The sequence below is a fragment of the Microbispora sp. KK1-11 genome (genome assembly GCF_006874435.1).
In the GTDB taxonomy this organism is placed as follows: domain Bacteria; phylum Actinomycetota; class Actinomycetes; order Streptosporangiales; family Streptosporangiaceae; genus Microbispora; species Microbispora catharanthi.
Genome location: NZ_VIRJ01000027.1, coordinates 77239 through 99130 on the forward strand (window position 1 = coordinate 77239; position 21892 = coordinate 99130).

At 70.9% G+C, this 21892-nt stretch carries 24 protein-coding genes; 11 read left to right on the forward strand and 13 right to left on the reverse strand.

The genetic code is table 11. The features are described 5' to 3' along the window. The first annotated feature begins 71 nt into the window (after window positions 1-71). The gene (locus FLW16_RS31335; RefSeq protein ID WP_260615765.1) at window positions 72-1529 is read left to right on the forward strand and encodes an MDR family MFS transporter; all 1458 of its coding nucleotides are present in this window, start codon (window positions 72-74) and stop codon (window positions 1527-1529) included. A gap of 594 nt (window positions 1530-2123) precedes the next feature. On the opposite strand, the gene FLW16_RS31340 is transcribed toward FLW16_RS31335, so the two are convergent. Both FLW16_RS31340 and FLW16_RS31345 read right to left on the reverse strand, forming a co-directional pair. Next, complete coding sequence (locus FLW16_RS31340; protein WP_142563731.1) at window positions 2124-3293, reverse strand: endo-1,4-beta-xylanase; 1170 nt, start codon at window positions 3291-3293, stop codon at window positions 2124-2126. Between the two features lie 52 nt (window positions 3294-3345). Continuing rightward, window positions 3346-3654, reverse strand: coding sequence for a hypothetical protein (locus tag FLW16_RS31345; RefSeq protein ID WP_185949676.1), 309 nt, complete (start codon window positions 3652-3654; stop codon window positions 3346-3348). Window positions 3655-4145: 491 nt separating this feature from the next. Here FLW16_RS31345 and FLW16_RS31350 point away from each other — a divergent pair, with 491 nt between their 5' ends. Together FLW16_RS31350 and FLW16_RS31355 are read left to right on the forward strand one after the other, a co-directional pair. Continuing rightward, a complete protein-coding gene (locus tag FLW16_RS31350; RefSeq protein ID WP_142563732.1) occupies window positions 4146-4769 on the forward strand; it encodes an alpha/beta hydrolase in 624 nt (207 codons plus the stop codon). Window positions 4770-4783: 14 nt separating this feature from the next. Then, window positions 4784-5518 (forward strand): alanyl-tRNA editing protein, encoded by a 735-nt coding sequence (locus FLW16_RS31355; protein ID WP_142563733.1) that lies wholly within the window; start codon window positions 4784-4786, stop codon window positions 5516-5518. A 24-nt stretch (window positions 5519-5542) separates the two neighbouring features. Here the strand turns inward: FLW16_RS31355 and FLW16_RS31360 are convergent, their stop codons facing one another. Both FLW16_RS31360 and FLW16_RS31365 read right to left on the reverse strand, forming a co-directional pair. Beyond that, window positions 5543-6157, reverse strand: coding sequence for a GNAT family N-acetyltransferase (locus FLW16_RS31360; protein ID WP_142563734.1), 615 nt, complete (start codon window positions 6155-6157; stop codon window positions 5543-5545). Continuing rightward, window positions 6154-6699, reverse strand: coding sequence for a DinB family protein (locus tag FLW16_RS31365; RefSeq protein WP_142563735.1), 546 nt, complete (start codon window positions 6697-6699; stop codon window positions 6154-6156). Before FLW16_RS31365 ends, FLW16_RS31360 begins: the two co-directional genes overlap by 4 nt. A gap of 59 nt (window positions 6700-6758) precedes the next feature. On the opposite strand from FLW16_RS31365, the gene FLW16_RS31370 reads away from it, so the two are divergent. After that, a complete protein-coding gene (locus tag FLW16_RS31370; RefSeq protein ID WP_142563736.1) occupies window positions 6759-7712 on the forward strand; it encodes a YafY family protein in 954 nt (317 codons plus the stop codon). A gap of 126 nt (window positions 7713-7838) precedes the next feature. Here the strand turns inward: FLW16_RS31370 and FLW16_RS31375 are convergent, their stop codons facing one another. Further along, on the reverse strand, window positions 7839-8435 hold the full coding sequence (locus FLW16_RS31375) for a hypothetical protein (protein ID WP_142563737.1): 597 nt from the start codon (window positions 8433-8435) through the stop codon (window positions 7839-7841). A gap of 188 nt (window positions 8436-8623) precedes the next feature. Further along, complete coding sequence (locus FLW16_RS31380) at window positions 8624-9442, reverse strand: oxidoreductase (RefSeq protein WP_142563738.1); 819 nt, start codon at window positions 9440-9442, stop codon at window positions 8624-8626. Window positions 9443-9680: 238 nt separating this feature from the next. Here FLW16_RS31380 and FLW16_RS31385 point away from each other — a divergent pair, with 238 nt between their 5' ends. Then, complete coding sequence (locus tag FLW16_RS31385; protein WP_142563739.1) at window positions 9681-10391, forward strand: helix-turn-helix domain-containing protein; 711 nt, start codon at window positions 9681-9683, stop codon at window positions 10389-10391. 33 nt (window positions 10392-10424) lie between these two features. On the opposite strand, the gene FLW16_RS31390 is transcribed toward FLW16_RS31385, so the two are convergent. Beyond that, complete coding sequence (locus FLW16_RS31390; protein ID WP_260615767.1) at window positions 10425-11270, reverse strand: PIG-L family deacetylase; 846 nt, start codon at window positions 11268-11270, stop codon at window positions 10425-10427. An 80-nt stretch (window positions 11271-11350) separates the two neighbouring features. On the opposite strand from FLW16_RS31390, the gene FLW16_RS31395 reads away from it, so the two are divergent. After that, complete coding sequence (locus FLW16_RS31395) at window positions 11351-11827, forward strand: hypothetical protein (protein ID WP_221891371.1); 477 nt, start codon at window positions 11351-11353, stop codon at window positions 11825-11827. On the opposite strand, the gene FLW16_RS31400 is transcribed toward FLW16_RS31395, so the two are convergent. Beyond that, window positions 11824-13023, reverse strand: a complete 1200-nt coding sequence (locus FLW16_RS31400) for a sugar MFS transporter (protein ID WP_221891372.1) — start codon at window positions 13021-13023, stop codon at window positions 11824-11826. The genes FLW16_RS31395 and FLW16_RS31400 overlap by 4 nt on opposite strands. Window positions 13024-13171: 148 nt before the next feature. Here FLW16_RS31400 and FLW16_RS31405 point away from each other — a divergent pair, with 148 nt between their 5' ends. After that, a complete protein-coding gene (locus FLW16_RS31405; RefSeq protein WP_221891373.1) occupies window positions 13172-13852 on the forward strand; it encodes an alpha/beta fold hydrolase in 681 nt (226 codons plus the stop codon). Here FLW16_RS31405 and FLW16_RS31410 read toward each other — a convergent pair. After that, the gene (locus FLW16_RS31410) at window positions 13849-14799 is read right to left on the reverse strand and encodes a sigma-70 family RNA polymerase sigma factor (protein ID WP_142563740.1); all 951 of its coding nucleotides are present in this window, start codon (window positions 14797-14799) and stop codon (window positions 13849-13851) included. The genes FLW16_RS31405 and FLW16_RS31410 overlap by 4 nt on opposite strands. A 120-nt stretch (window positions 14800-14919) precedes the next feature. Here FLW16_RS31410 and FLW16_RS31415 point away from each other — a divergent pair, with 120 nt between their 5' ends. Then, a complete protein-coding gene (locus tag FLW16_RS31415; RefSeq protein ID WP_185949677.1) occupies window positions 14920-16338 on the forward strand; it encodes an MFS transporter in 1419 nt (472 codons plus the stop codon). A gap of 54 nt (window positions 16339-16392) precedes the next feature. Here the strand turns inward: FLW16_RS31415 and FLW16_RS45525 are convergent, their stop codons facing one another. Beyond that, window positions 16393-16521 carry a hypothetical protein gene (locus FLW16_RS45525; protein WP_260615768.1) on the reverse strand — a complete coding sequence of 43 codons (129 nt, stop codon included), beginning with the start codon at window positions 16519-16521 and terminating at the stop codon, window positions 16393-16395. Window positions 16522-16564: 43 nt separating this feature from the next. On the opposite strand from FLW16_RS45525, the gene FLW16_RS31420 reads away from it, so the two are divergent. The 3 genes from FLW16_RS31420 (at window position 16565) to FLW16_RS31430 (ending at window position 19307) form a co-directional block, all read left to right on the forward strand. Next, the gene (locus tag FLW16_RS31420; RefSeq protein WP_142563741.1) at window positions 16565-16990 is read left to right on the forward strand and encodes a nuclear transport factor 2 family protein; all 426 of its coding nucleotides are present in this window, start codon (window positions 16565-16567) and stop codon (window positions 16988-16990) included. A gap of 72 nt (window positions 16991-17062) precedes the next feature. Beyond that, a complete protein-coding gene (locus tag FLW16_RS31425; RefSeq protein ID WP_142563742.1) occupies window positions 17063-17908 on the forward strand; it encodes an MBL fold metallo-hydrolase in 846 nt (281 codons plus the stop codon). Window positions 17909-17978: 70 nt separating this feature from the next. After that, window positions 17979-19307 (forward strand): family 16 glycosylhydrolase, encoded by a 1329-nt coding sequence (locus FLW16_RS31430; protein WP_260615769.1) that lies wholly within the window; start codon window positions 17979-17981, stop codon window positions 19305-19307. Window positions 19308-19353: 46 nt separating this feature from the next. Here the strand turns inward: FLW16_RS31430 and FLW16_RS31435 are convergent, their stop codons facing one another. The 3 genes from FLW16_RS31435 to FLW16_RS31445 form a co-directional block, all read right to left on the reverse strand. Continuing rightward, window positions 19354-20463 (reverse strand): calcium:proton antiporter, encoded by a 1110-nt coding sequence (locus FLW16_RS31435; protein WP_142563743.1) that lies wholly within the window; start codon window positions 20461-20463, stop codon window positions 19354-19356. A 130-nt stretch (window positions 20464-20593) separates the two neighbouring features. Next, window positions 20594-21475 (reverse strand): NUDIX hydrolase, encoded by an 882-nt coding sequence (locus tag FLW16_RS31440; RefSeq protein WP_142563744.1) that lies wholly within the window; start codon window positions 21473-21475, stop codon window positions 20594-20596. A gap of 39 nt (window positions 21476-21514) precedes the next feature. Then, window positions 21515-21766 carry a hypothetical protein gene (locus tag FLW16_RS31445; RefSeq protein ID WP_142563745.1) on the reverse strand — a complete coding sequence of 84 codons (252 nt, stop codon included), beginning with the start codon at window positions 21764-21766 and terminating at the stop codon, window positions 21515-21517. Window positions 21767-21892: the final 126 nt, after the last annotated feature.

Below are 21892 nucleotides of genomic sequence, written 5' to 3' on the forward strand. Positions count from 1 at the left end.
TCTTGTGGGAACCGGGTTGGGACGCCAGCCAGGACCACGTCCGTTACCCGACAACCCCTGATCGAGGTGCCGTGTCCATCGCACAGCTTGATTCGCCCGCCGAACCCGCGACCGCCGTCTCAAAGCGCACCCCGCCCGTGATCCGGCTGCTGGTGCTCGCCACGTTCGTGGTCATCCTCAACGAGACGATCATGATCAACGCGATCCCGCGGCTGATGGGCGCTCTGCACATCACCGAGCAGACCGCGCAGTGGCTCTCGACCGCCTTCATGCTGACCATGGCCGCCGTCATCCCGACCACCGGATGGTTCCTGCAGAGGGTGTCCACCCGTCGCGCGTACGCCACGGCGATGGGTTTGTTCCTGTTCGGTACGGCGCTGGCCGCCGTCGCGCCGTCGTTCGAGGTGCTGCTGGGCGCCCGCATCATCCAGGCGTCCGGGACGGCCGTGATGATGCCGCTGCTGATGACCACGTTGATGCAGGTGGTGCCGGAGTCGGAACGGGGCCGCGTGATGGGCAACGTCAGCCTGGCCATCTCGGTCGCGCCCGCGATGGGGCCGACGGTCTCGGGTCTGATCCTTCAGTTCGGGTCCTGGCGGCTGCTGTTCGCCGTGGTGCTCCCCATCGCGGCGTTGATCACATGGCGCGGCCTGAAGCAGCTCGAGAACGTCGGAGAGACCGAGGTCAGCGCCATCGACTGGCTGAGCGTGGTGACGGCCGCCGCCGGCTTCGGCGGCCTGGTCTACGGGCTCAGCCGGTTCGAGGGCGGTGACGTCCGCGTTGCCGCCGCGATCGTGGCAGTGGGCCTGGCCGCCATCGTCGTCTTCGTCTTCCGCCAGCTGTCGTTGCAGAAGCGTGGCGTGCCGCTGATGGACCTGCGGACCCTGCGCCACCGCACCTACACGGTCACGCTCATCCTGATGTCGGTCGCCTTCATGGCGATGCTCGGCTCGATGATCCTGCTGCCGCTGTACCTGCAGAACATCCGCGAGCTCAGCCCTCTGGAGACCGGACTCCTCGTGATGCCGGGCGGTCTCGCGATGGGGTTGCTCGGTCCGGCAGTCGGCCGCCTGTTCGACCGGTTCGGCGGCCGGGTTCTGGTCATTCCCGGCGCGATCGGAATCGCGCTCGCGCTCGCCGGCCTCACCCAGGTCACCATGACCATGCCGTACTGGCAGCTCCTGGGTCTGCACGCGCTGTTGATGGTGAGTCTGGCCGCGACCTTCACCCCGGTGTTCACCCTCGGGCTCGGAGCGGTTCCCCCGCAGCTCTACTCCCACGGCAGCTCGATCCTGAGCACTCTGCAGCAGGTCGCCGCGGCCTTCGGCACCGCGCTCGTGATCACCGTGATGAGCGCGCGAGCCGAAACCCTGAAATCCGCGGGAGTCGCAGAGGTGCTCGCCAACCTCGACGGCATGCGGCTGGCCTTCATCATCGGCGCGGTGCTGTCATTGGCGGTGGTCGTCACGGCCGTGTTGCTCCCGGCCCGAGCCGCCAGCGCCGGCGAGACCGAGAAATTCGGCCACTGAAACCGGCGTGACGCCGGTGGAGTGGAACGCCTGGCGTTGACGTCGAGCGGGACGTCCACGCCATGCGTTGCCCGTTCGGTCGCATCGAGGGCTCGGCATTGCCCCAGAGGTTCTGGGTGCGATGCCGAGCCCTCGATCGTTATGAGCTTCCCCCGTTGCTCGTCCACCCTTCAGCGTCGACTCGGACAGTCCCCCGCCGCCACCCGGACCGCGGCCCGCGCACGCCGCCGTTCCGGTCAGCGCGCCAGTGAGATCGCCTGCGGGGCGCCCGTAACGATCCCGCACGCGGCCCGGGCGAAACGGCTGACACTGCGTGCAGTTGGCGGAGTAGTTCTCTTCTCTCCGCAGGGCGCCGCCTTCGTTAACTCGGAACAACCGCGTGAAACGGATTCCGAAAAAGGAGTGCGCGGTGATTGAGGCAGAAGTGCGCCGGCTCGCTGAGCACCCTGACCGGCCAGCTGTACGAGGCCGCCTCGCTCCGCGCTTCCGGCCGCTGACGCGGAAGACCCGTCCGTTCCGCGGGCGGGTCTGGTCATCCCGAGTGCGGCGAACGGGGCCGCCTCGTGGAGTGCGGCCCCGTGCCTGTCGGTACGGTCAGTCGCGACCCGCGCCCGGGCCGGACCGGTGCGGCGCCCCCGCGGCGAGTGCCAGGTCCTGCTGGAGCACGTAGTACTGCGACTTGGGCTGCAGGTTCCCGTCGTACAGCAGGGCGGCGCCCTCCTGCGGGTCGTCGAACCAGCCGGGGATCCAGGAGTACGTGTCGGCGAATCCCCACGGGGTGAACGAGATGCACTCGCGGACCGCCAGGCAGGCCTGCAGGGCGCGGGACCAGTAGCTCTCCTGGGCGTACCCGGCCAGCGGGTTGGTCGGGGTGTTCTCGTTCGGCGGGGCCTGCGTGAACGTGCGGACGTCCACCTCGGTCTCGGCCACCTTCAGGCCGAGATCCGCGAAGCGCTGCAGGTTGTTCTGCAGGTCCGGGAAGCCGTACTGGGTGTCCAGGTGGCCCTGGAAGCCGACGCCGTCGATGGGCACGCGCTGCGCCTTCAGGGACCGGACGAGGTCGTACACGGCGTTGCTCTTCGCCCCGGTGAACTCGAGGTTGTAGTCGTTGTAGAACAGCAGGGCCTTGGGGTCGGCCTCGTGCGCCCAGCGGAAGGCGTCGGCGATGTAGCCGAGCCCGCCCCACGCCTTGTACCAGATGGTCTGGCGGGGCTGCCCGTCGTCGTCGAACGCCTCGTTGACCACGTCCCACTGCCAGATGTCGCCCTTGAAGTGCTTCACCTGATCCTGGACGTGCTTCTTGAGCAGGGCCTTCAGCTCGTTGTTCGGCAGGGTGGTGGTGGAGCCGTCGGAGGAGAGCCAGGTGGGCAGCTGGCTGTGCCACACCAGTGTGTGACCGCGGACCAGCTGCTTGTTCTTCTTCGCGAAGGCGACCAGCCGGTCGGCGGCAGCCCAGTCGTACGTGCCGCGGGTGGGCTCCACCAGTTGCCACTTCATCACGTTCTCCGGAGTGACCGTGGAGAACTGCTCGGCCGTGATCCGGGTGTAGTCGGCGTTGCTGCCGAGTTCGTCCGTGTTCACGGCGGTGCCGATACGCAGACCGACCCGGTCGCCGAGGGCGCGCAGCGAGTCCGCCGGGTACTTGACGGCCTGGGACTGTGCGGGGGCGGCGCCGGGTTCGGCCGAGGCCGAGCCGGCGAGAGCCGCCCCGCCCAGCAGGACCGCGGCGCTCACGAGGCCGATGGACAGTGCGGGACGAAGCAAGGGAACTCCTCGGGGTGGGGGGAAACGGGGGGTGATGGGTGGTGCGATCAGGTCAGCCCCGGCGGGCGGGCAGCGACAGGTGCCACCTGTCCGATCGGAGCGCGGGGACGACGGTGTGGACGGCGTCGACGGCCTGGCTCCGGTCTCCGCCGCCGTCGTGCATCAGGACCACCGCGCCCGGCGTGATCCCTTCTCGCGGGCGGCGGATCAGCTCGGTGGTGCCCGGCGGCTTCCAGTCGCCGATGGCCAGGCGCCGGCCCAGCGCCTGCGTGCCGAGATCGGCCGCGGCGCCCAGCCCGCCGCTGCGGGTCGGGTCGGCGACCGTGGGGGTCGGGTCCTCCGCCAGGGCCGGGCGCGCCATGCCTCGCAGCAGACCTATCGCGGCCAGTGGAACTGCGAGAAGACGTGGCCCGCGTGGGCGCCGGCTTCGGTTGACCACGATGACTCCATCTTCAGACGACGGCGACGTCCGAAAGTTTCTGTGACATTACGAAAGTAATGCAGACCATAGGAACGCGCTTGTGGTACGTCAAGGGGTCGAAACCGCTCGTAAGTTCACGGGCGGTGTGGCGTCGGTGGCGCGGGACGCGAGAGCCGGCTTCCCTGCTGCCCTATATCTACGGGCAGCTCTTCCGAAACTTTTCGGCGATCGGAGGGAGGCGGCCACGGGATGTGGCCTGCCGGCGGGATCGGCGCGTCGTCGCGCCGGCCGGGGGGCCGGTCTCGCGGGTCCGAAGCCCGCGCTCTCCGCCCGGCCGGCGAAAACGGCGCCCGACCTGGGGCTTCAGCCCGGTCGGACGCCGGCGTCGAGGAGCGGGCCAGAGGCGCGCACGCGCCCTGCACGGGAAGGACGTGCGGGCACTGTGGGCCGGCCTGATCGCCCGCGCCGACCGGGGCGAGCTGCCGTTCCCCGGGGACCCGTCGGTCTCCCTGAACCGGACCTCCCTGCTGTCCCTGGTCTTCGGCGGCTTCTACGGGCCTGCCTGGTCGCAGCTCGCGGATGTGCTCGTCGCGCTGGACACCGGTGTCCAGCCCCCCGCGTCGCCGCCGGTCGAGCCACGCCGGCAGGACGATGAGGTGGTCGAGAATCCGGCGCAGGTGTTCTGCGAGGACTACTCCCTGCCGGTGCGCGACTTCCGTGAGTACGCCGCCCACCTGAACCGGGCGGCGAGGATCGCGCCGGACATGCGGATCAGCCCGCTGGCGATCGCGATGGTCGCCTCCTGCCTCGGTCAGCCCACGCCGATTCCCGACCCGCAGCATCAGCTTCGGGTCGCCCAGAACGCGCAGGTGTTGCTGGGCAACACGGTCCACGATCCGGCCACCCCCTACGTCTGGGCGGCGAGCACCGCCGGGCAGATCGGCCGCGCGGGTGTGTTGCTCACCTACGAGGGCTGGGGGCACCTGACCGATGACCCACCCGGGCGCGGACCGTACGGCCCGCGCCCGGGACGGGCCCCGGCCCGCCCGCCGTGACTAGACTCGGTGAGGTGACGTTCGATCTTCATGGGCGGACGAGGCGGCTGGAGCTGACCGACCAGGGTCTGCGGTCCTTCGAGGCCGTCGTGCTGGAGGCCACGCCGGACGGGATCGTCCTGGACCGATCGGCCTTCTACCCGGGCGGCGGAGGCCAGCCGCCGGACCACGGCGTGCTGCTGTGGCAGGGCGTCGAGACCCGCATCGAGGGCGTGCGCAAGGGAGACGACCTCTATCTCGTCCCGGTGGCGGACGACCCGATCCCGCCCGCCGGCACGGTCGTGCGGGCGGCGGTCGCCGACGAGCGCCGTTCCGCGCTCATGCGCACCCACTCGGGCCTGCACGTGCTGTGCGGCGTCGTGTTCCGCGACTACGGCGCCCTGGTCACCGGCGGGAACATGGAGCCGATGACCGCGCGGATGGACTTCAACCTCCCCGAGGTGCCGCCGGGCTTCAAGGAGGCGGTCGAGGACGCGTGCAACGCCGAGATCGCCGCAGACCGCCGGATCGACGTACGGGTGCTGCCCCGCGCGGAGGCCTTCGCGATCCCCGACATCATCCGCACCGCGACGAACCTCGTGCCTGAGGAGATCCCCGAGGTGCGGATCGTCGACATCGTGGGCCTGGACACCCAGGCCGACGGGGGCACGCACGTCGCCTCGACCAGGCAGATCGGCAGGATCAAGGTCGCCAAGATCGAGAGCAAGGGCCGCGGCTTCCGCCGCCTCCGCATCGCGATCTCCGACTGACCGCGCCGAACCCCGGCGGGACGATCAGAAGTCGATCCGCACGACGGCTCGCCTGAGGGTCGGCCTGCTCACCTCGGTGAACCCCGCGTCGAGGAAGACGTCGCGGCTGCCGACGTGGAGCTCGCCCCAGGTGATCTCGACGCCCGGCCGGGTGATCACCGGGTACGCCTCCAGGGCCCGGGCTCCCCGCCTGCGGGCGAAGTCGATCGTGGCGCGTGCGAGCGCGTACGTCACGCCACGCCGGCGGAAGCCCTTGCGGGTGACGAAGCAGGTCACGGCCCAGACGCTGTCGTCGGTCTCGTCCTCCTGCCGCCCCCTCCAGGGGACGCGGGTGCGGGCCAGCTGGGGGTAGGCCGTGCGGGGCTCGACCGCGCACCACCCGACCGGCTCGCCGTCCAGGTAGGCCACCAGACCACTGGTCGAGCGGGCTCCGGGGGTTTCGCAGCCGGTCTGCTCGCGCAGGCGCGCGGCACGCTCGGCGTCGGAGACCGAGCCCCACTGGTACGTGAAGATCTTGTAGCGCTGGCAATGGCAGTCGGTCGCGCCGAAGATCGCCTGTAGGTCGTCCCACGACGCCCGGTCGGCGGGGACGATGACGAGCCGATCGGCGGGAATCGGCTCGATGATGTCCTGCCTCATCCCGCCGGCTGGTCCTCTCCGACCAGGCCGTCGACGGACTCGCGGATGAGGTCGGCGTGCCCGGCGTGGCGGGCGTACTCCTCGATCATGTCGATCAGCAGGCGACGGAGGCTGGGCGACTCGCCGCGGGAGCCGGTGTACGCCGCGAGCCGTCCGAGGCCGCCCTCGGCCAGCGCCTGCCGTACGTTGGCCCGGGAGCGGGCCACCGCGTCCTGCCACAACGTCGTCAACTGCTCGGGAGTGTCGTCGGCGGCCGTACGCCACTCCCAGTCGGGGTCGGCGTCGAAGTCCACCGTGTCCCACGGCGGCGCCGGCGGTCGCCCGAACAGCTTCTGGGAGAACATGTCGTCCTCCACCAGGGCCAGGTGCTTGAGCAGCCCTCCCAGGGTCATGGACGACGCGGCGGTGGTCGCCCGCAGGCCGGCCGCGTCGAGCCCGCCGCACTTCCACGCGAAAATCCGGCGCTGACGGTCCAGCGAGCCCAGCAAGGTGTCGATCTCGTCGCCCGCGACCGGCGGCTCATAAAGGACGTTTTCGGTCATGGCGGACAGGCTACGGTGCATTCCGGACGATCCACTTCCGGAATATGACGGGTTGCCGAATGACGCACGACGAGAGCCCGACCGCGCGGGCGCTCCTTCTCCTCGAACTGATCCAGAGCAGCCCCGGCATCACTGCGGAACGGCTGGCCGGCCGGCTCGGCGTCTCCGAGCGGGCCGCCCGGCGTTACGTCGGCATCCTGCGTGAGGCCGGCATCCCGGTCGACTCCGAACGCGGTCCCTACGGGGGTTACCGCATCGGCCGGGGACTCCGGCTGCCTCCCCTGATGTTCACGCAGGCTGAGGCGCTCGGGCTGGTGATGGCCGTGCTGGACGGCCACCACGACTCGGCGGACCCGGCCGATCCCGTGGGCGGCGCGCTCGGCAAGATCCTGCGGGTGCTTCCCGAGGCGGTCGCCGGGCCGGCCGCGGCGGTGCGGAGCCTGAGCACGAGACACCCCGAGCCCGGGGCCAGGACTCCCCGCCCCGAGACCACCGCCGTCCTCGTCCAGGCCTGCGCCGGGCACCGCCGGCTGCGGCTCGGATATCGCATCCGCCCCGGAGACGAGCGGGTCATGGAGGTCGACCCGTGGGCCGTCGTCGTACGCCGAGGCCGGTGGTATCTCCTGTGCTGGTCGCACACGAGGGACGCCCGCCGGGTGCTGCGGGTGGACAAGGTGGCGGGCGTCGAGGTGCTCGACGTGCCGGCCGTCCCTCCGGCCGATCTCGATCCGGCGGAGATGCTGGAGGACCATCTGTCGGCAGGGTGGCGGCACGAGGTGGAGGTCGTCGTCGACGCGCCCGCCGAGGCCGTGGCCGAGTGGATCCCGCGCAGCCTCGGCCGCCGTGAGCCGATCGACGCGACCACCACGCGCCTGGTGGGCAGCACGGACGAGCCGGACTGGTACGTCCGGCAGCTCACGGCGATCCGGGCGCCCTTCCGCATCGTCGGGTCACGCGAACTGCGGGAGGCCGCCGAAGCCCTCGGACGGCGCCTCCTCCAGGCCGGATCCTGAAGCGCCGGATCCTGAAGCGCCGGATCCTGAAGCGCCGGGTCCTGGTTCCCGGATCAGGCGCGGAGCCGGGTGAGACCGCAAGGTCTCCGCAGGGGACTGAGGTGCCACACCACCGCTGACTCAGCTTCAGGCGGAGCAGGTGGCCCAGAGTTCGGCCCAGTTCTCGGCCATGAAGTCGTCGTTCTGATACCAGACCGAGTGCGAGTGCTCCTCGGGGTAGACCGCGGTGACGCTGACTTTGGCGGGGTGCCGCTCGTCGGCATCGGTGAGGCGCGGGTGGGTGGGCGGGCAGGCCACCGTGAGCAGAGCGTCGCCGCCCGGGGGCATCTTCGTGCTCTGCATGAACTCGAAGCCGGTCATGGGCTCGTGCCGCACATTCGAGCAGACCACTTCGATCTTCACGGAGACGCGCAACCCGTGCGGGTCCGACGTCGACTGCGAGTTGCTGAACGACACCTTCACCTGACGTCCGTTCACGGTGATGCCCTTGTAGTCCAGCAAAGGCCCGTCGTACGTGTCCTGGATGATGGACGAGGTCCGGGTCGTCACCGGGTACGGCTTCGTCGACGGGCAGTTCACCGAGACGTAGGCCGAGATGCCCGGCCCGACGGAGGTCGAGTTCGTCATGACCACCGTCTCCTCGGCGAACGCCGGGGCGAGGGGAATTGTGAGCGCGGCGGCGGCCATCGCCGCGATCGCGCCCGTTCGCGTGAGCTTGCGCATGTATGCCTCTCCTTGTTCGTCAGGCTTGTCCTTGCGCCGACGACGCTAGAGAGACGGTCTTGCCGCGATCTTGCGCATGTCGTGTGGAGCGCTTGACGGGCGCTTGCGGCGGATGTTTCAGGTCGCCATGACGATGGTGGGCAGGAGACTGTCCCGCCGGGCAGCGATGGACCGCGAAGGGGGCACGGCTATCGGATGGAGCCGGTGACGAGCTTGTCGAACTCGCGGTCCGGCAGCGTCCTGTTGAGTTCGAGCAGCTTGTCGGCCATCCAGCCGACGACGTAGCGGGTCTCGGGCTTATCGGCTTCGACGGCCTCGCGGATGGCCGCGGCCACGACGCCGGGATCGGAGGCCTGGCTGTCCACGCCGAGTTGGGTCTCGCTCCGCCTGGCCATGGCCTCGGCCATCGCCCCATAGGCGGTCGCACCGGAGATCTCCCGCAGGTCCTGCGCGGTGTGATCCTCGAACCCGGTCTTGATGATCCCGGGCTGAATGACGACGACCTCGATGCCGAACGGCTCGACCTCCATGCGCAACGAGTCGGAGTACGCCTCCAGGGCGTGTTTCGTGGCGTAGTACCAGGAGCCCAGCGGCAACGCGATCTCGCCGCCGATCGACGACACGTTGACGATCGTGCCGGACTTCCGCTCGCGCATGTGCGGCAGGACGAGCTGGATCAGCCTGGCCGGTGCGAAGAGGTTCACCTCGAACTGGTCGCGCGCCAGCTCCAGGGGGACGTCTTCGGCCGCGCCGTGCACCACGGTGCCGGCGTTGTTGACCAGAACGTCGATCCGGCCCTGCTCCTCGACGACGGTGCGGACGACCCGCTCCAGATCAGCGGGGTCGCGGGCGTCCATCGGGTGCACGTGCCCGCCGGCGTCGCGGATGACGTCCATGTTCCGCACCCGCCTGGCCGCGCCGTACACGATGTGGCCCGCGCGCAGGAGTTCCAGCGCGGTGGCCTTGCCGATGCCGGACGAGGCCCCGGTGACGAGTACGACCTTCATGATCAAACCTCCGATGGGGACTCCGTGGGCCGGCACGCCGGCACAGGCGTCACGCCGTTCACGGCTGGGGAGAGCCTACGAAGGCGTTTCGTCCCACGGCAACGAACTCCTCGTATAAGCCCAGTTCGACGGCGTTCGGTTGGTGCAAAGAGCTGTCGCAGAACGCACCGTGTGCTCCGTCGTGTTGCATCCGGCCAGCGCCGATTGGGACGATCCGACGAAGGACGAGGAGGACCGGATGCCCGCACGGAGCCGCCTGAGCTTCGACGACCGCCGCCGCATCGCCGAAGGGCTGAGGGACGGGCTGACCTACGCGGAGATCGCCCGGCGGCTGGGGCGGCCCAGGTCCACCGTCAGCCGCGAGATCTCCCGCAACGGCGGCCCGCACGGCTATCGGGCCCACCACGCCCAGCAGGCGACGAACTGGCGCGCCCGTCGTCGCCGGCAGGTCCCGCCGCCCGAACTCCCGGACACGTACGGCGACCGGGACGCCCGCACGGTCCAGGAGTTCACCGAGGACTTCACCGAGATGATGATCCGGACAGGCATGTCGCCGCTGACGGCCAGGGTGTTCGCCGCGCTGTTCGTCAGCGACGGCGCCAGCCTGACCGCCGCGGAACTGGTCCAACGCCTCCACGTGAGCCCGGCGTCGATCTCCAAGGCCATCCGCTGGCTTGAGCAGCGCGGCCTGGTCGGCCGTGAACGCGAGGTCCGGCGCGAGCGTTACGCCGTCGCCGTCGACGTGTGGTATCGCACCTGGTCGGAGAGTGCCAGGTCGATGACACTGTGGGCGGACACCACACGGCGTGGGGCGGACGTCTTCGGCACCGGCACGCCGGTGGGCCGGCGGCTGCACACGACCAGCCGGTTCTTCGAGCTCCTCAGCCGTGACATGGCGCAGGCCGCCGAGCACTGGCGGCAGACCCTCTCCCTCCAGCGCCTTTCCTAGAGACCGATCGGAGCCGGCTGAGCGGGCGCGAACTCAGCGGAGGCCGGCGAACAGGTCGTCTTCCTTGTCCGGGGCGGTCACCCGGGACGTCGTCCGGATGAAGTACTCGCGCGAGAAGGCCTGGTGCTGGGCCTCCGGCGGCATCCTCAGGAAGGGGATGTTCTCGCCCTGGCTCGCGTGGGCCGCCAGCGCCTTCAGCTTGTTCTCCACGTACGGCGAGACGTCCACGACGCTGGTGATGAGCTCGTCGGGCGTGCCGAAGTCATCGGGGAGCTCGAAGTCGTCCGGCGCCATGCCGTTCGCCCGCATGAACTCGAACATCTGCCGGATGCCCTCGCGCGGCACGGCGGTGTAGTAGAACTTGTCCGGGATGCCGGTCTTCTCGGCCGCCGCGACCGCGATGCGGTGGGCCTGGATGTGGTCGGGGTGCCCGTAGTTGCCGTTCTCGTCGTACGTGACGATCACCTGAGGGCGGTAGCGCTCCATCAGCGCGGCGAGCCTGGCGGCGGCCGTCTCGACCGCGACGTTCGCGAACGCGTCGGGGTGGCCGTTGCCGTCCCAGCCGTCCATGCCGGAGTCGCGGTAGCCCAGCAGCTCCAGGTGATCGATGCCGAGGTGGGCGACCGACTCGCGCAACTCGGCCAGCCGCCGCTCGGCGACCGCGGCGTCGTCGTGGCCGGGCTCGCCCGGCTTCACCCCGCCCGGGCCGTCGCCCTGCTCGCCGTTGGTGCACGTCACCAGGACCGTACGGATCCCTTCGGCGGTGTACTTGGCAAGGATCCCGCCGGTGCCGATCACCTCGTCGTCGGGGTGCGCGTGCACGGCCATCAGGGTGAGCTCTCGGTCCATTCCGTCCCCCGGAGTGTCGTTTACCGTCACCTGGACGACCCTATATCGCCCGTTGATCGTCGCGCGGGCGCGCGTCGTTTGAGGCGGCCCGGCCCGGTTAAGCGATCGCTATGGGGATTTATCGCGACATGGCGGCGGGAGCGGTCGCGGGAGCGGCCGGGACGACCGTGCTCAACACGATCACCTATCTGGACATGGCGGTGCGCGGCCGACCGGCGAGCTCGCTGCCGGAGCAGGCCGCCGGCGCGGTCAGCGAGCGGCTCCACGTCGGCCTCGGCGAGGAGGAGGACGCCCGCAGCAACCGGGAGCAGGGGCTCGGGCCGATGCTCGGCATCCTGACTGGCGTCGGTGTGGGCCTGGCCTACGGCCTGTTCCGCCACGCCGTACGGCGGAGGGTCAGCCTCCCGGCCGCGGCGACCGGGGTGGGCGTGGCCGCGGCGGTCGCGGGCAGCGCGCCGATGACCGCGCTCGGGCTGACCGACCCGCGTGAGTGGGGCGTGAGCGGCTGGATGGCCGACCTGGTCCCCCACCTCGGGTACGGCCTCGCCACGGTCGCCGCGTTCGAACTGACCAGGAATCACCGTTAAGAGGCGGTGCGGGGGGCCGGGTTCATGCGGCCCACCACCAGCCACCAGAAGAGCACCTGCAGCAGGGCGAGCGCCACGGCGAAGGGCGGCAGCGTCCAGACCCCGACGCCCTGCGCGATCGCCCCGGCCAGCCACGGGAACACCGCCCCGCCGACCACCGACACCCCGTTCAGCAGCCCGATCGCCGTGGGCACCAGCCGGGTCACGGTGAGCCGCGGCGCGACGGCCATCGTCGTGGGGAAGATCGGCCCGAGCCAGAAGCCGAGCAGCACGAAGCTCACGCTGGCCACCACGCCGCCCGGCGCGATCCACGCCAGAACCGAGCTGACGGTGATGCCGGCCAGGCAGACGAACGTCATCCCGGTCGCTGTCATGCCGAGCCTGGTGGCCGCCGGGCTGATCAGGAAGCGCCCGAGGGCGAGCCCGAGCCAGTAGCCGGAGACGGTGTATCCGGCCAGCAGGCTCCCCTGCCCGTGCTCGTCCACCAGGAAGGTGAACCCCCAGTTGCCCACGCTGATCTCCAGGCCGACGTACACGGCCAGGAACACCGCGCCAAGCAGGACGGCGGGCTGCCGCGACGCGGTGGCCAGCAGGCCCGGACGCTCCGCCTGCTCCTCGGCCGACGCGGGCGGCGGGGCCTCGCGGGCGGGCAGGGTCAGATGGAAGCCGACCAGCAGCGGCAGGCACACCAGGGCCAGGACCAGCCACACGGCCGTCCACGGCAGAAAGGTCAGGATCCAGGTGGCCAGCAGCGGCCCGAGCAGCGCGCCGACGCCGAAGAACGCGTGCAGGCGGTTGAGCAGCGTCGTCGCCCCGGGCAGGTCGGTGAGGTAGGCGTTCAGCACCGATTCGAGGATCCCGGTGCCATACCCGGCCAGGATCTGGACCGCCACGAAGGCCAGGAACGGCGGGCGTATGGACGAGTAGAGGCCGGCCAGCACGAACGTGCCGCCGCCGAGGATGAGCGAGGCCCGGATCCCGAAGCGGTGGATCAGCAGGCCGGCGGTCGATCCGGCCAGCATGAATCCGGCGGAGAAGGTGAAGAACTGCGTGCCGACCGTGGCCTTGTCGAGGCCGTAGTCGTCGATCTGCGCCGGCAGCAGCACCCCGCCCACGCCGGCGCTCAGACCGACGAGGATGAAGGTGACGTAGGAGAGGACGACCGGCGCCCACAGTCCACGCCGCAGTGCGGACACCTGACCTCCCGCGGTACGAGCAGCCTTCGGCCACCCGGCATGCGGGATCGGCCGTATCCGTGATCAACGGTGATCCCGTTTTCCGGCGTCATGGTACTTGGTGTGCCTGTTGCTCCCATAGGGGGTTATCGGGGGTTATTGTCGGCATGTGACGGATCATGGGGTGGTGCAGGCCAACGGCGTCGGGATCGCGTACCGGACGTACGGCCCGGACGACGCCTCGCCGCTGATCCTGCTGCACGGCCTGGGCGAGGGCATGGCCGGCTGGGACGGCGTGGCCGGGGCGCTGGCCGCCGACCGGCACGCGTACGCCCTGGACCTGCGTGGCCACGGTGCCAGCGACTGGCCGGGGGACTACGGCCTGGAACTCATGCGCGACGACGTCCTCGCCTTCCTCGACGCGCTGTCGCTCGACCCGGTGGACGTGATCGGGCACTCGATGGGCGGCGTCGTGGCCTACCTGCTCGCCGCCGAGCGGCCGGGCCGGGTGCGGACGCTGGTCCTTGAGGACGTGCCGCTCCCGGTGCCGCGCGACCCGCCCCCGCTCGTACGGCCGGAGGGACCGCTGTCGTTCGACTGGGCCATGGTGGAGGCGGTCAGGCCGGAGATCGACCACCCCGACCCGGCCTGGCTCGGGCGGCTGGGCCGGATCACCGCCCGCACGCTCGTGATCGGCGGCGGGCCGGACAGCCACATCCCCCAGGACCGGGTCGCCGAGATGGCCCGGCGCATCCCCGGCGCCGCGCACGTCACGATCCCGGCCGGGCACCTGGTGCACGAGAACGCCCCCGACGCCTTCGTCCGCGAGGTCGCGGCCTTCCTCGCCTAGAGCGTGGGCGGCAGCGAGAAGACGGCGAACAGGGCGGGGTCGCCGAACACGACGTTCCGCGCGATGCCGTCCTCGGCGATCGTGAGCACCTGGAGCGAGTGCGCCCGGAAGACGCCGTCGCCGCCGTCCAGGTAGGCCGCGAGCGCCGGCTGCCCGTTGGCGCGCGTGGGGACCATCCGCCAGGGGCCCCGGGTGGCGCAGACCCAGCGGATGAAGCGGCCGAACGCCTCCCGCCCGGAGAACCACGACAGGTACGGCGGCATCTCCAGGACGGCGTCCTCACGCAGCAGCCGCTCCAGGGCCTCGACGTCGGCCTTCTCGAACGCCGCGACATACCGGTCGAGCAGGTCGCGGCAGGCCGGGTCGTCCGGCTCGGTCAGGTCGTCCTCGGCCGGAGTCACCCGGGCGAGCTGGGCGCGGGCGCGCTGCAGGGCGCTGTTGACCGCGGCGACCGAGGTCTCCAGCAGATCGGCGACCTCGCTCGCCCGCCAGGCCAGCACCTCGCGCAGGATGAGCACCGCCCGCTGCCGCGGCGGCAGATGCTGAAGGGCCGCCACGAACGCCAGCCTGATCCCGCCCCGCGACGCGACGATCGCGGCGGGGTCCACCAGCACGTCGGGGACGGGCTCCAGCCAGGTCACCTCCGGCAGCCGCCGTTGCGGTCCCGCGTCCGGGTCGTCGCTCGGCCCGGTGAGACCGGAGGGCAGGGCCCTGCGCCCGCGCTGTTCGAGTGCCGTGAGGCAGGCGTTCGTCGCGATGCGGTAGAGCCAGGTGCGTGGGGAGGCCCGCCGCTCGTCGTAGCCGCCGGACGCCCGCCACGCCCGCAGCATGACCTCCTGCAGCAGGTCCTCCGCGTCGTGCACCGAGCCGAGCATCCGGTAGCAGTGCGTCATCAGCTCACGCCGGTAGGGCCCGGTGATCCGCTCGAACTCCTCGTCACTCCACATGCGCTCTCCCGCGTCGCGTCGCCGTCACCCGTATCTACCGCCGCGCTCGGCGGAACTCATCGATGAGTTCTCCGCCCGGCGCCGGTACGTACCGGCGAACCCTCTGCGGAAGGACAAAGAGTGACAATCAGCCATACCGTCCGCTCCGCCCCGGCCCGTGCCGGGCGGCCCTGGCCCATGCTGGCGGTGCTGCTCGCCGGCCAGTTCATGGGGCTGCTGGACCTCTACATCGTCAACGTGGCGATCCCCAGGATCGGCGCCGACCTGGGGGCGTCCGGGGCCGCCCTGCAACTGGTCGTCGGCGGCTACATCATCGCGTACGCGACCCTGCTGATCACCGGCGCCCGGCTCGGCGAGCTGTACGGCAGACGCCGCATGTACATGATCGGGGTCACCGGCTTCACCGCCGGATCACTGCTGTGCGGGCTCGCGCCGGACGCCGGGACGCTGATCGCCTTCAGGTTCGTCCAGGGGGCCGCGGCGGCCGTCATGGTCCCGCAGATCATGAGCGTGATCCAGACCCGGTTCACCGGCAGAGCCAGGGCCACCGCCCTGAGTGCGTACACCGCGGTGCTCTCCGCCGGTTCTGTCGTCGGGCTGGCGCTGGGCGGGGTGCTGGTCGGCGCCGACGTGGCCGGCACCGGCTGGCGGCCGGTGTTCCTCGTGAACGTCCCCGTGGGCGTCCTGCTGACGCTCGCGGTGCCCCGGCTGGTGCCGCCGGACGCACCGTCGGGTCGGCCGCGCGGCTCGCGCCGGCTCGACCTGCGGGGCCTCGCGCTCGCGCTGCCCGCCACGCTGCTGGTCGTGCTCCCGCTCGTGCTGGGCAGGGAGGCCGGCTGGCCCATGTGGACGTACGCCTCGATCGCCGCGGGGGCTGGGCTCGCCGTCGTGTTCGTCGTGACGCAGCGCCGTACGGCGGCCCGGGGCGGCGACCCGCTCCTGAACCTGGACGTGCTGCGCGCGACCGGCATGCCCTCGGGCCTGACGACGCTGATGGCGCTGATGGTCGCCTACGGCGGGTTCCTGTTCACCTTCGCCGTGCACCTGCAGGGCGTCCTCGGGGAGAGCCCGCTGCGTGCCGGGCTCACGTTCCTGCCCATGGCGGCGGCGTTCGGGCTGGGCAGCTTCTACTGGCGCAGGCTGCCGGGCCGGATCCACCACCTGCTGCCACCGGCCGGGCTGGCGCTCAGCGTCCTCGGCACGGCGGGCCTGGCCGCCTCGGCGACCGGTGGCCCGGTGATGTGGGCCGCGCTGGTGGTGTACGGCGCGGGGCTGGGCGTCTCGACCAGCCTGCTCACCCACGCCCTGGTCCACGTGCCGCCCGCCCGCGCCGCCGACGCGAGCGGCCTGCTCACGACGACCATGCAGTTCGGCCAGCTCAGCGGTGTGGCGGTGTTCGGCGCGGTGTTCCTCGCCCTGGCCGACCCGCCGCGGCCGGAGGCCATGGGCGCGACCGCCTGGTGGCTGGCGCTGGCCGCGGCGGCCGGCGCGGCGAGCGCGGTCGCCCTGGCCCGCGCCGCACGCCCCCGGCCCGCGTGACCTCTCGATGCTGCACGCCGAGCGGACCCCGGGCTCACCGGGGTCCCAGGTGCCTCACTCCTCCGGGATCGCCGCGAGGTTGAGCACCTCATCAAAGGTGTCGTCCACGACTCCAGGGACGCCGCAGGTGCTTCGCACGTTGCATCCGGCGGTGTTGCGCCTCCTGCGGACGGCCTTTGCCATGGCGGCGTTACCGTGGGGGTACGCCCTTGGGGAGTGATCCGCCATGCCTGACGGCCGACAGCTCGCGGACCGCGTGCTGGACGCGGTGAACGCTCATGACCCGGACCGGCTGTCGACGTGCTACGACCGGTACGCCGTCCTGGCCACTCCGTTGGGTGTGTACGAGGGGCGCGAGCAGATCGTCCGATACTGGGAGAGCATGTTCAAGGGCTTCGCCGACCTGACCATGACGGTCTGGAACAGGCTGGAGTGCGCCGACCCCGGCTTCAGCGAGTGGACGATGACGGGCACGCACACCGGGTCCTTCACGCTGCCGGACGGCGATCTCGCGGGCGCGAGCGGCCGGCGGATCACCGTACGCGGCTGCGGGGCGTGTCACGCGAGGAACGGCCTCGTGGTCGCCCACCGGGACTATTTCGACCTGCTGGAGCTGTATTCCCAGCTCGGCTTCTCCCTCGTCCCTGGCTAGCTAACCGCCCCCCGCTTTCGGGTGATTTGTGGTGGTTTACGTAGCCTGAAAGCCTGGGAGAGGGGAGGCGTCATGCCCGATCCAGCGGACGCGACCGTGTTCTTCGTGGGAAACGCCACCATGATCATCCGTTCTCACGGGTTCACTGTGCTGACGGATCCGAACTTCCTGCACCAGGGGCAGCGAGCCCATCTCGGCTGGGGGGTGAGCACTCGCCGCCGCACCGAGCCGGCGATGGAGATCGGGCAGCTTCCGCCACTGGACCTCGTCGTGCTGTCGCACATGCACGGCGACCACTGGGACAGGATCGCCAGGAACGGTCTCGACAAGGATCTGCCGATCGTCACCACCCGGCACGCGGCGGCCCGGCTGCGCCGTCAGGGATTCGACCACGCCGTCGGCCTGGAATCCTGGGAGTACCACCACGAGCGCCACGGAGACGGCACGCTGACGGTGACCGCCACACCCGCCCGGCACGCGCCGGGGCCGGCGAACGCGCTGATGCCGCCGGTGATGGGGAGCGTGCTCGACTTCGCCCACGCCGGCGAGGTGGACCTGCGCCTGCACATCAGCGGCGACACGATCATGGACGAGTGCCTGTCGGAGATCCCGCGCCGCTTCCCCGACATCGACGTCGGCATCGTGCACCTCGGCGGCACGCGGATCCTCGGCGTCACGGTGACCATGGACGGCGCCCAGGGGGTGGAGTGGCTCAGGCTGATACAGCCGGAGTCGGCCCTGCCCGTCCACTACGACGACTACGAGGCGTTCGCCTCCCCGCTCAAGGACTTCCAGCAGCACGTCCGGCGCTCGGGGCTGTCGCACCTGGTCCACTACCTCATGCGCGGCGAGACCTACCGCCTGCCCGTACGGCAGGCCGGCGTACGCCCGCACCGTCCGGTCATCGGGCCCGGCTGACAGGTTCGAGTCAGGGCCTATTGACAGCCCGCGCGGTGAGGGTGTTGCATCTTAATTCAAGCTCTAAAGCTTGACCGAAGCGCTGGACACGCCGGCGCGCGCCCCCGCAGTACGGCGACGGCGCGGGCCGGAGATCCTGCTGGCATCCCCCCACCAACCGGAGATCTCCATGCGCAAACCCCGGCTCCTCATCATGGCCGCGGCCATGGTCGTCACCCTCGGCGGCAGCCTGCTCGCCGGCACGGGCGCCGACCGGGCCGAGGCCGCCATCGGCCCCGTCACCTGGTCGGACGAGTTCAACGCCGCGGCGGGAACGCCCGTCGACGGCTCCAAGTGGAAGTTCGACGTCGGCGGCGGCGGCTGGGGCAACAACGAGCTGGAGTACTACACCAACTCGACCCGCAACGTGTACCACGACGGACAGGGACACCTCGCGATCACCGCCCGCAAGGAGAACCCGTCCAACTACCAGTGCCACTACGGCACCTGCCAGTACACCTCCGGCCGCATCCTGACCGCCGACAAGTTCAGCCAGGCGTACGGCCGCTTCGAGGCGAGCATCAAGATTCCGAAGGGCCAGGGCATCTGGCCGGCGTTCTGGATGCTCGGCGGCGGCAACTGGCCGAACACCGGCGAGATCGACATCATGGAGAACGTCGGCAATACGCCCAACACCGTCTACGGCACCGTGCACGGCCCCGGCTACTCCGGCGGCAGCGGCGTCGGCGGCAACCGGACGATCGGCGCGCCGCTCGGCGACGCCTTCCACACCTACCGCGTCGACTGGTCGCCCAACCTCATCGTCTGGTACCTGGACGGCTCGGAGTACTTCCGCGTCACGCCGGCCGACATCCGCGGCAACCAGTGGGTCTTCGACCACCCGTTCTTCCTGATCCTGAACGTGGCGGTCGGCGGCTACTGGCCGGGCAACCCCGACGCCACCACGTCGTTCCCGCAGACGATGCTGATCGACTGGGTCCGCGTCTCCGCCTGGACCAGCGACGGGGGAGGCGGGACCGGCAGCGCGCTGAAGTCCAACCTGAACGGCCGCTGCATCGACATCCCGAGCGCGAACCCCGTCGACGGCGCCCGGCTGCAGATGTACGACTGCAACGGCACCGCCGCACAGCAGTGGACGATCAACGGGGACGGCACGGTGCGCGCGATGGGCAAGTGCATGGACGCGGCGGCCGCCGGCACCGCCAACGGCACACCGATCCAGCTCTACACGTGCAACGGCACGGGTGCCCAGCGCTTCACGCTCACCCCGGCCGGCGACCTCGTCAACACCGCCGCCAATCGATGTGTGGACATCGTGGACGTGAACCCCGCCAACGGCGCACGCCTCCAACTGTGGGACTGCACCGGCGGAGCCAACCAGAAGTGGACCCGCGGCTGACCGCGTGACCGGCGTGGGAGGCTTCCGGCCTCTCACGCCGGTCGGGTCAGGGGCTCACCGCCAGGAGCAGGAAGGCGGCGAACAGCGTGAGATGGACGCCCGCCTGCAGGAGGGTGGCCCGTCCGGGCACCACGGTCAGCGTCGCCACGACGACCGTCAGGACGAGCAGCACGATGTGCGTCGGGCCGAGCCCGAGCAGCAGCGGCCCCTTCAGCCACAGCGACGCCCCGGCGATCGTCGGAATGGTGAGCCCGATGCTGGCCATGGCCGAGCCGAAGGCGAGGTTCAGGCTGACCTGCACCCGGGCCCGCCGGGCCGCGCGTACGGCGGCGAGGGTCTCCGGCAGCAGCACCAGCAGCGCGATCACGACGCCCACCGCGGACTGCGGGAGGCTCGCCGCGCGCACGGCCGTCTCGATGGCGGGAGACTCGATCTTCGCCAGGCCGACCACCGCGATCAGTGCGCCCAGCAGCAGCGCCAGGCTGGCCGCGGCGGCGCGCGTGGTCGGCGGGTCGGCGTGCTCGGCGGCGTCCGCGCCCTGACCGGCGGGCTCCACCGGCAGGAAGTAGTCGCGGTGCCGCAACGTCTGGGTGAGCACGAACAGGCCGTACAACGCGATCGAGGCGAGCGCGGCGAACGCGAGCTGGGCCGGGGCGAAGGCGGGCCCCGGCCTGCTCGTGGTGAACGTCGGCAGGACGAGACTCAGCGTCGACAGCGTGGCGACGGTGGCCAGCGCGCCTCCCGTCCCCTCCGCGTTGAACACCGCCACCCGCCGCCGTAGCGCCGCGACCAGCAGCGACAGGCCGACGATCCCGTTGCACGTGATCATCACGGCGGCGAACACCGTGTCGCGGGCGAGCGACGACGCGGCCGGCCCTCCGGACGCGGTGAGGCTGATGATCAGCGCCACCTCGATCACCGTGACCGCCACGGCGAGCACGAGCGACCCGAACGGTTCACCCACGCGATGGGCGATGACCTCGGCGTGGTGCACGGCCGCGAGCACGGAGGCCGCGAGGAAGATCGCCGCGATCACCACGACGACGGGAGGAATGGTCCGCCCCCACGCCAGCGCGAGCACGACCACGGCGAGGATCGGAACGGGCACGGTCCAGGTGGTGGCCAGTCGGCGGAAGAACAGGATCACATGCTTCATCCTGCCCAAATAGGACGAAAGGTATAAAAGTTAAGGATGGCTGCTTGAGTAGCCACGTGTGGGTCAGAGCCGCTGGAGCGGCCCGCGCCGGTCAGAGCTGCTTGAACAAGCGCGGGTCAGAGCGGCTTGATCAAGCGTGAAGCTGCTTGAGCAGCCAGCGAGGACCGGTGACCAGGGCGCCGAGGGCCGTCACCCGCTCGCGCAGCCCTCGGTCGGCGGTGACGACGAGGGTGGTCTCCCAGGGCCGCACGCCGCGCACCGCCTCGACGATCGCGTCGTCTCCGCTGCCTCTGGCCACCACGACCGTCAGGTCCCCGGTCACCGGCCCGGGGTCGGCGGCGCCGGCCGCCGCACCTTCGAGGACCGCGACCATGCGCGGGAACCATCGGGTCAGGGCGGGCACCCCTTCCGGCATCTCGCCGAGGCCCTGCCCGCGGAGCGGGATCAGCTCGTTGAGCAGGCGGTTCGCGGCGCCCGCGCGGTCCTTCCACCAGCCGTGCTCGGCCCGTGCGCCGATGATGTTGGCCACGTCGAGGACGACGACCACGGGGCTCAGCGCGGGCCGGATCCTCGGCCACGAGTCGGCGAAGCCGGGATGCAGCTCCTTCGACACCACCTCGTCGGCCGCCACCCAGCGCATGTCCGCGCTCTCGCCGTTGGCGGGCGCGGCGTCGAGCAGCCCTTCGGCCTCCGCGATCACCGTCTGGAACGACCAGCCGCCGTGGTCGTCGACGTAGAGCCCGCGCACCCGGACGAGATCGGCGTCCAGCGTCGCCTCCTCCCGGGCCTCGCGCAGCGCGCCGGTGATGGCGTCCTCGTGGCTGTCGCGCGCGCCGCCCGGCAGCCCCCAGGTCCCGCCGTGGTGGCTCCACCAGGCGCGCTTCTGCATCAGCACGTACGGCATGCCGTCGAGCGTGTGGTGCACGGTGAGCAGGCCGGCGGCCCCGTGCAGTCCCCAGTGCTGGTGCCCCAGCGCGCACAGGGCCCAGCCGTCGCCGTCCTTCGCCGTCATGCATCCATCTTGCCGCAGCCTGCCGAATCGCTCTAAGGGTCACCAGTGTTCGAGGGGGACCTCCACCCCGGCGACCAGGTCGAAGAGGGTTGTTCCATCCTCGATGCGGACGACCTGGATCTGTGTCGCGAAGCGTACGTCCCGAAGGCGCGTGGCGGCTTCGTGGGCGGTCTGCGGAAAGTGGTAGCGATCGGCCGCGCCGCCGTCCGGGATGGGCCGGGTCGAGCGGACCTCGAACCGATCCGGCGGCCATACGGGGGGAAGGGGAGCGGAGTGCTGCCAACCGGACATGTCTCTCCCGTCCTGCCGTCTCCACAGCAGTTGACCTGTGAGGCCTGAGTGATCGCCAGTGCGTGACGGGGTCGTAGGCCGATCGTTATTAACCGGTAAGCGATCCTTTCCGACCCGGAGTCCCGA

Bases quoted from the DNA above. Each gene is read 5' to 3' on its own strand.
- FLW16_RS31375 (WP_142563737.1), bottom strand. From the start codon at position 8,435: ATGCGCAAGCTCACGCGAACGGGCGCGATCGCGGCGATGGCCGCCGCC.
- FLW16_RS31435 (WP_142563743.1), bottom strand. From the start codon at position 20,463: ATGAAGCATGTGATCCTGTTCTTCCGCCGACTGGCCACCACCTGGACC.
- FLW16_RS31440 (WP_142563744.1), bottom strand. From the start codon at position 21,475: ATGACGGCGAAGGACGGCGACGGCTGGGCCCTGTGCGCGCTGGGGCAC.
- FLW16_RS31365 (WP_142563735.1), bottom strand. From the start codon at position 6,699: ATGACCGAAAACGTCCTTTATGAGCCGCCGGTCGCGGGCGACGAGATC.
- FLW16_RS31345 (WP_185949676.1), bottom strand. From the start codon at position 3,654: ATGGCGCGCCCGGCCCTGGCGGAGGACCCGACCCCCACGGTCGCCGAC.
- FLW16_RS31410 (WP_142563740.1), bottom strand. From the start codon at position 14,799: ATGTGGAGTGACGAGGAGTTCGAGCGGATCACCGGGCCCTACCGGCGT.
- FLW16_RS31445 (WP_142563745.1), bottom strand. From the start codon at position 21,766: ATGTCCGGTTGGCAGCACTCCGCTCCCCTTCCCCCCGTATGGCCGCCG.
- FLW16_RS31360 (WP_142563734.1), bottom strand. From the start codon at position 6,157: ATGAGGCAGGACATCATCGAGCCGATTCCCGCCGATCGGCTCGTCATC.
- FLW16_RS31395 (WP_221891371.1), top strand. From the start codon at position 11,351: ATGGGGATTTATCGCGACATGGCGGCGGGAGCGGTCGCGGGAGCGGCC.
- FLW16_RS31420 (WP_142563741.1), top strand. From the start codon at position 16,565: ATGCCTGACGGCCGACAGCTCGCGGACCGCGTGCTGGACGCGGTGAAC.
- FLW16_RS31380 (WP_142563738.1), bottom strand. From the start codon at position 9,442: ATGAAGGTCGTACTCGTCACCGGGGCCTCGTCCGGCATCGGCAAGGCC.
- FLW16_RS31425 (WP_142563742.1), top strand. From the start codon at position 17,063: ATGCCCGATCCAGCGGACGCGACCGTGTTCTTCGTGGGAAACGCCACC.
- FLW16_RS31385 (WP_142563739.1), top strand. From the start codon at position 9,681: ATGCCCGCACGGAGCCGCCTGAGCTTCGACGACCGCCGCCGCATCGCC.
- FLW16_RS31370 (WP_142563736.1), top strand. From the start codon at position 6,759: ATGACGCACGACGAGAGCCCGACCGCGCGGGCGCTCCTTCTCCTCGAA.
- FLW16_RS45525 (WP_260615768.1), bottom strand. From the start codon at position 16,521: ATGGCAAAGGCCGTCCGCAGGAGGCGCAACACCGCCGGATGCAACGTG.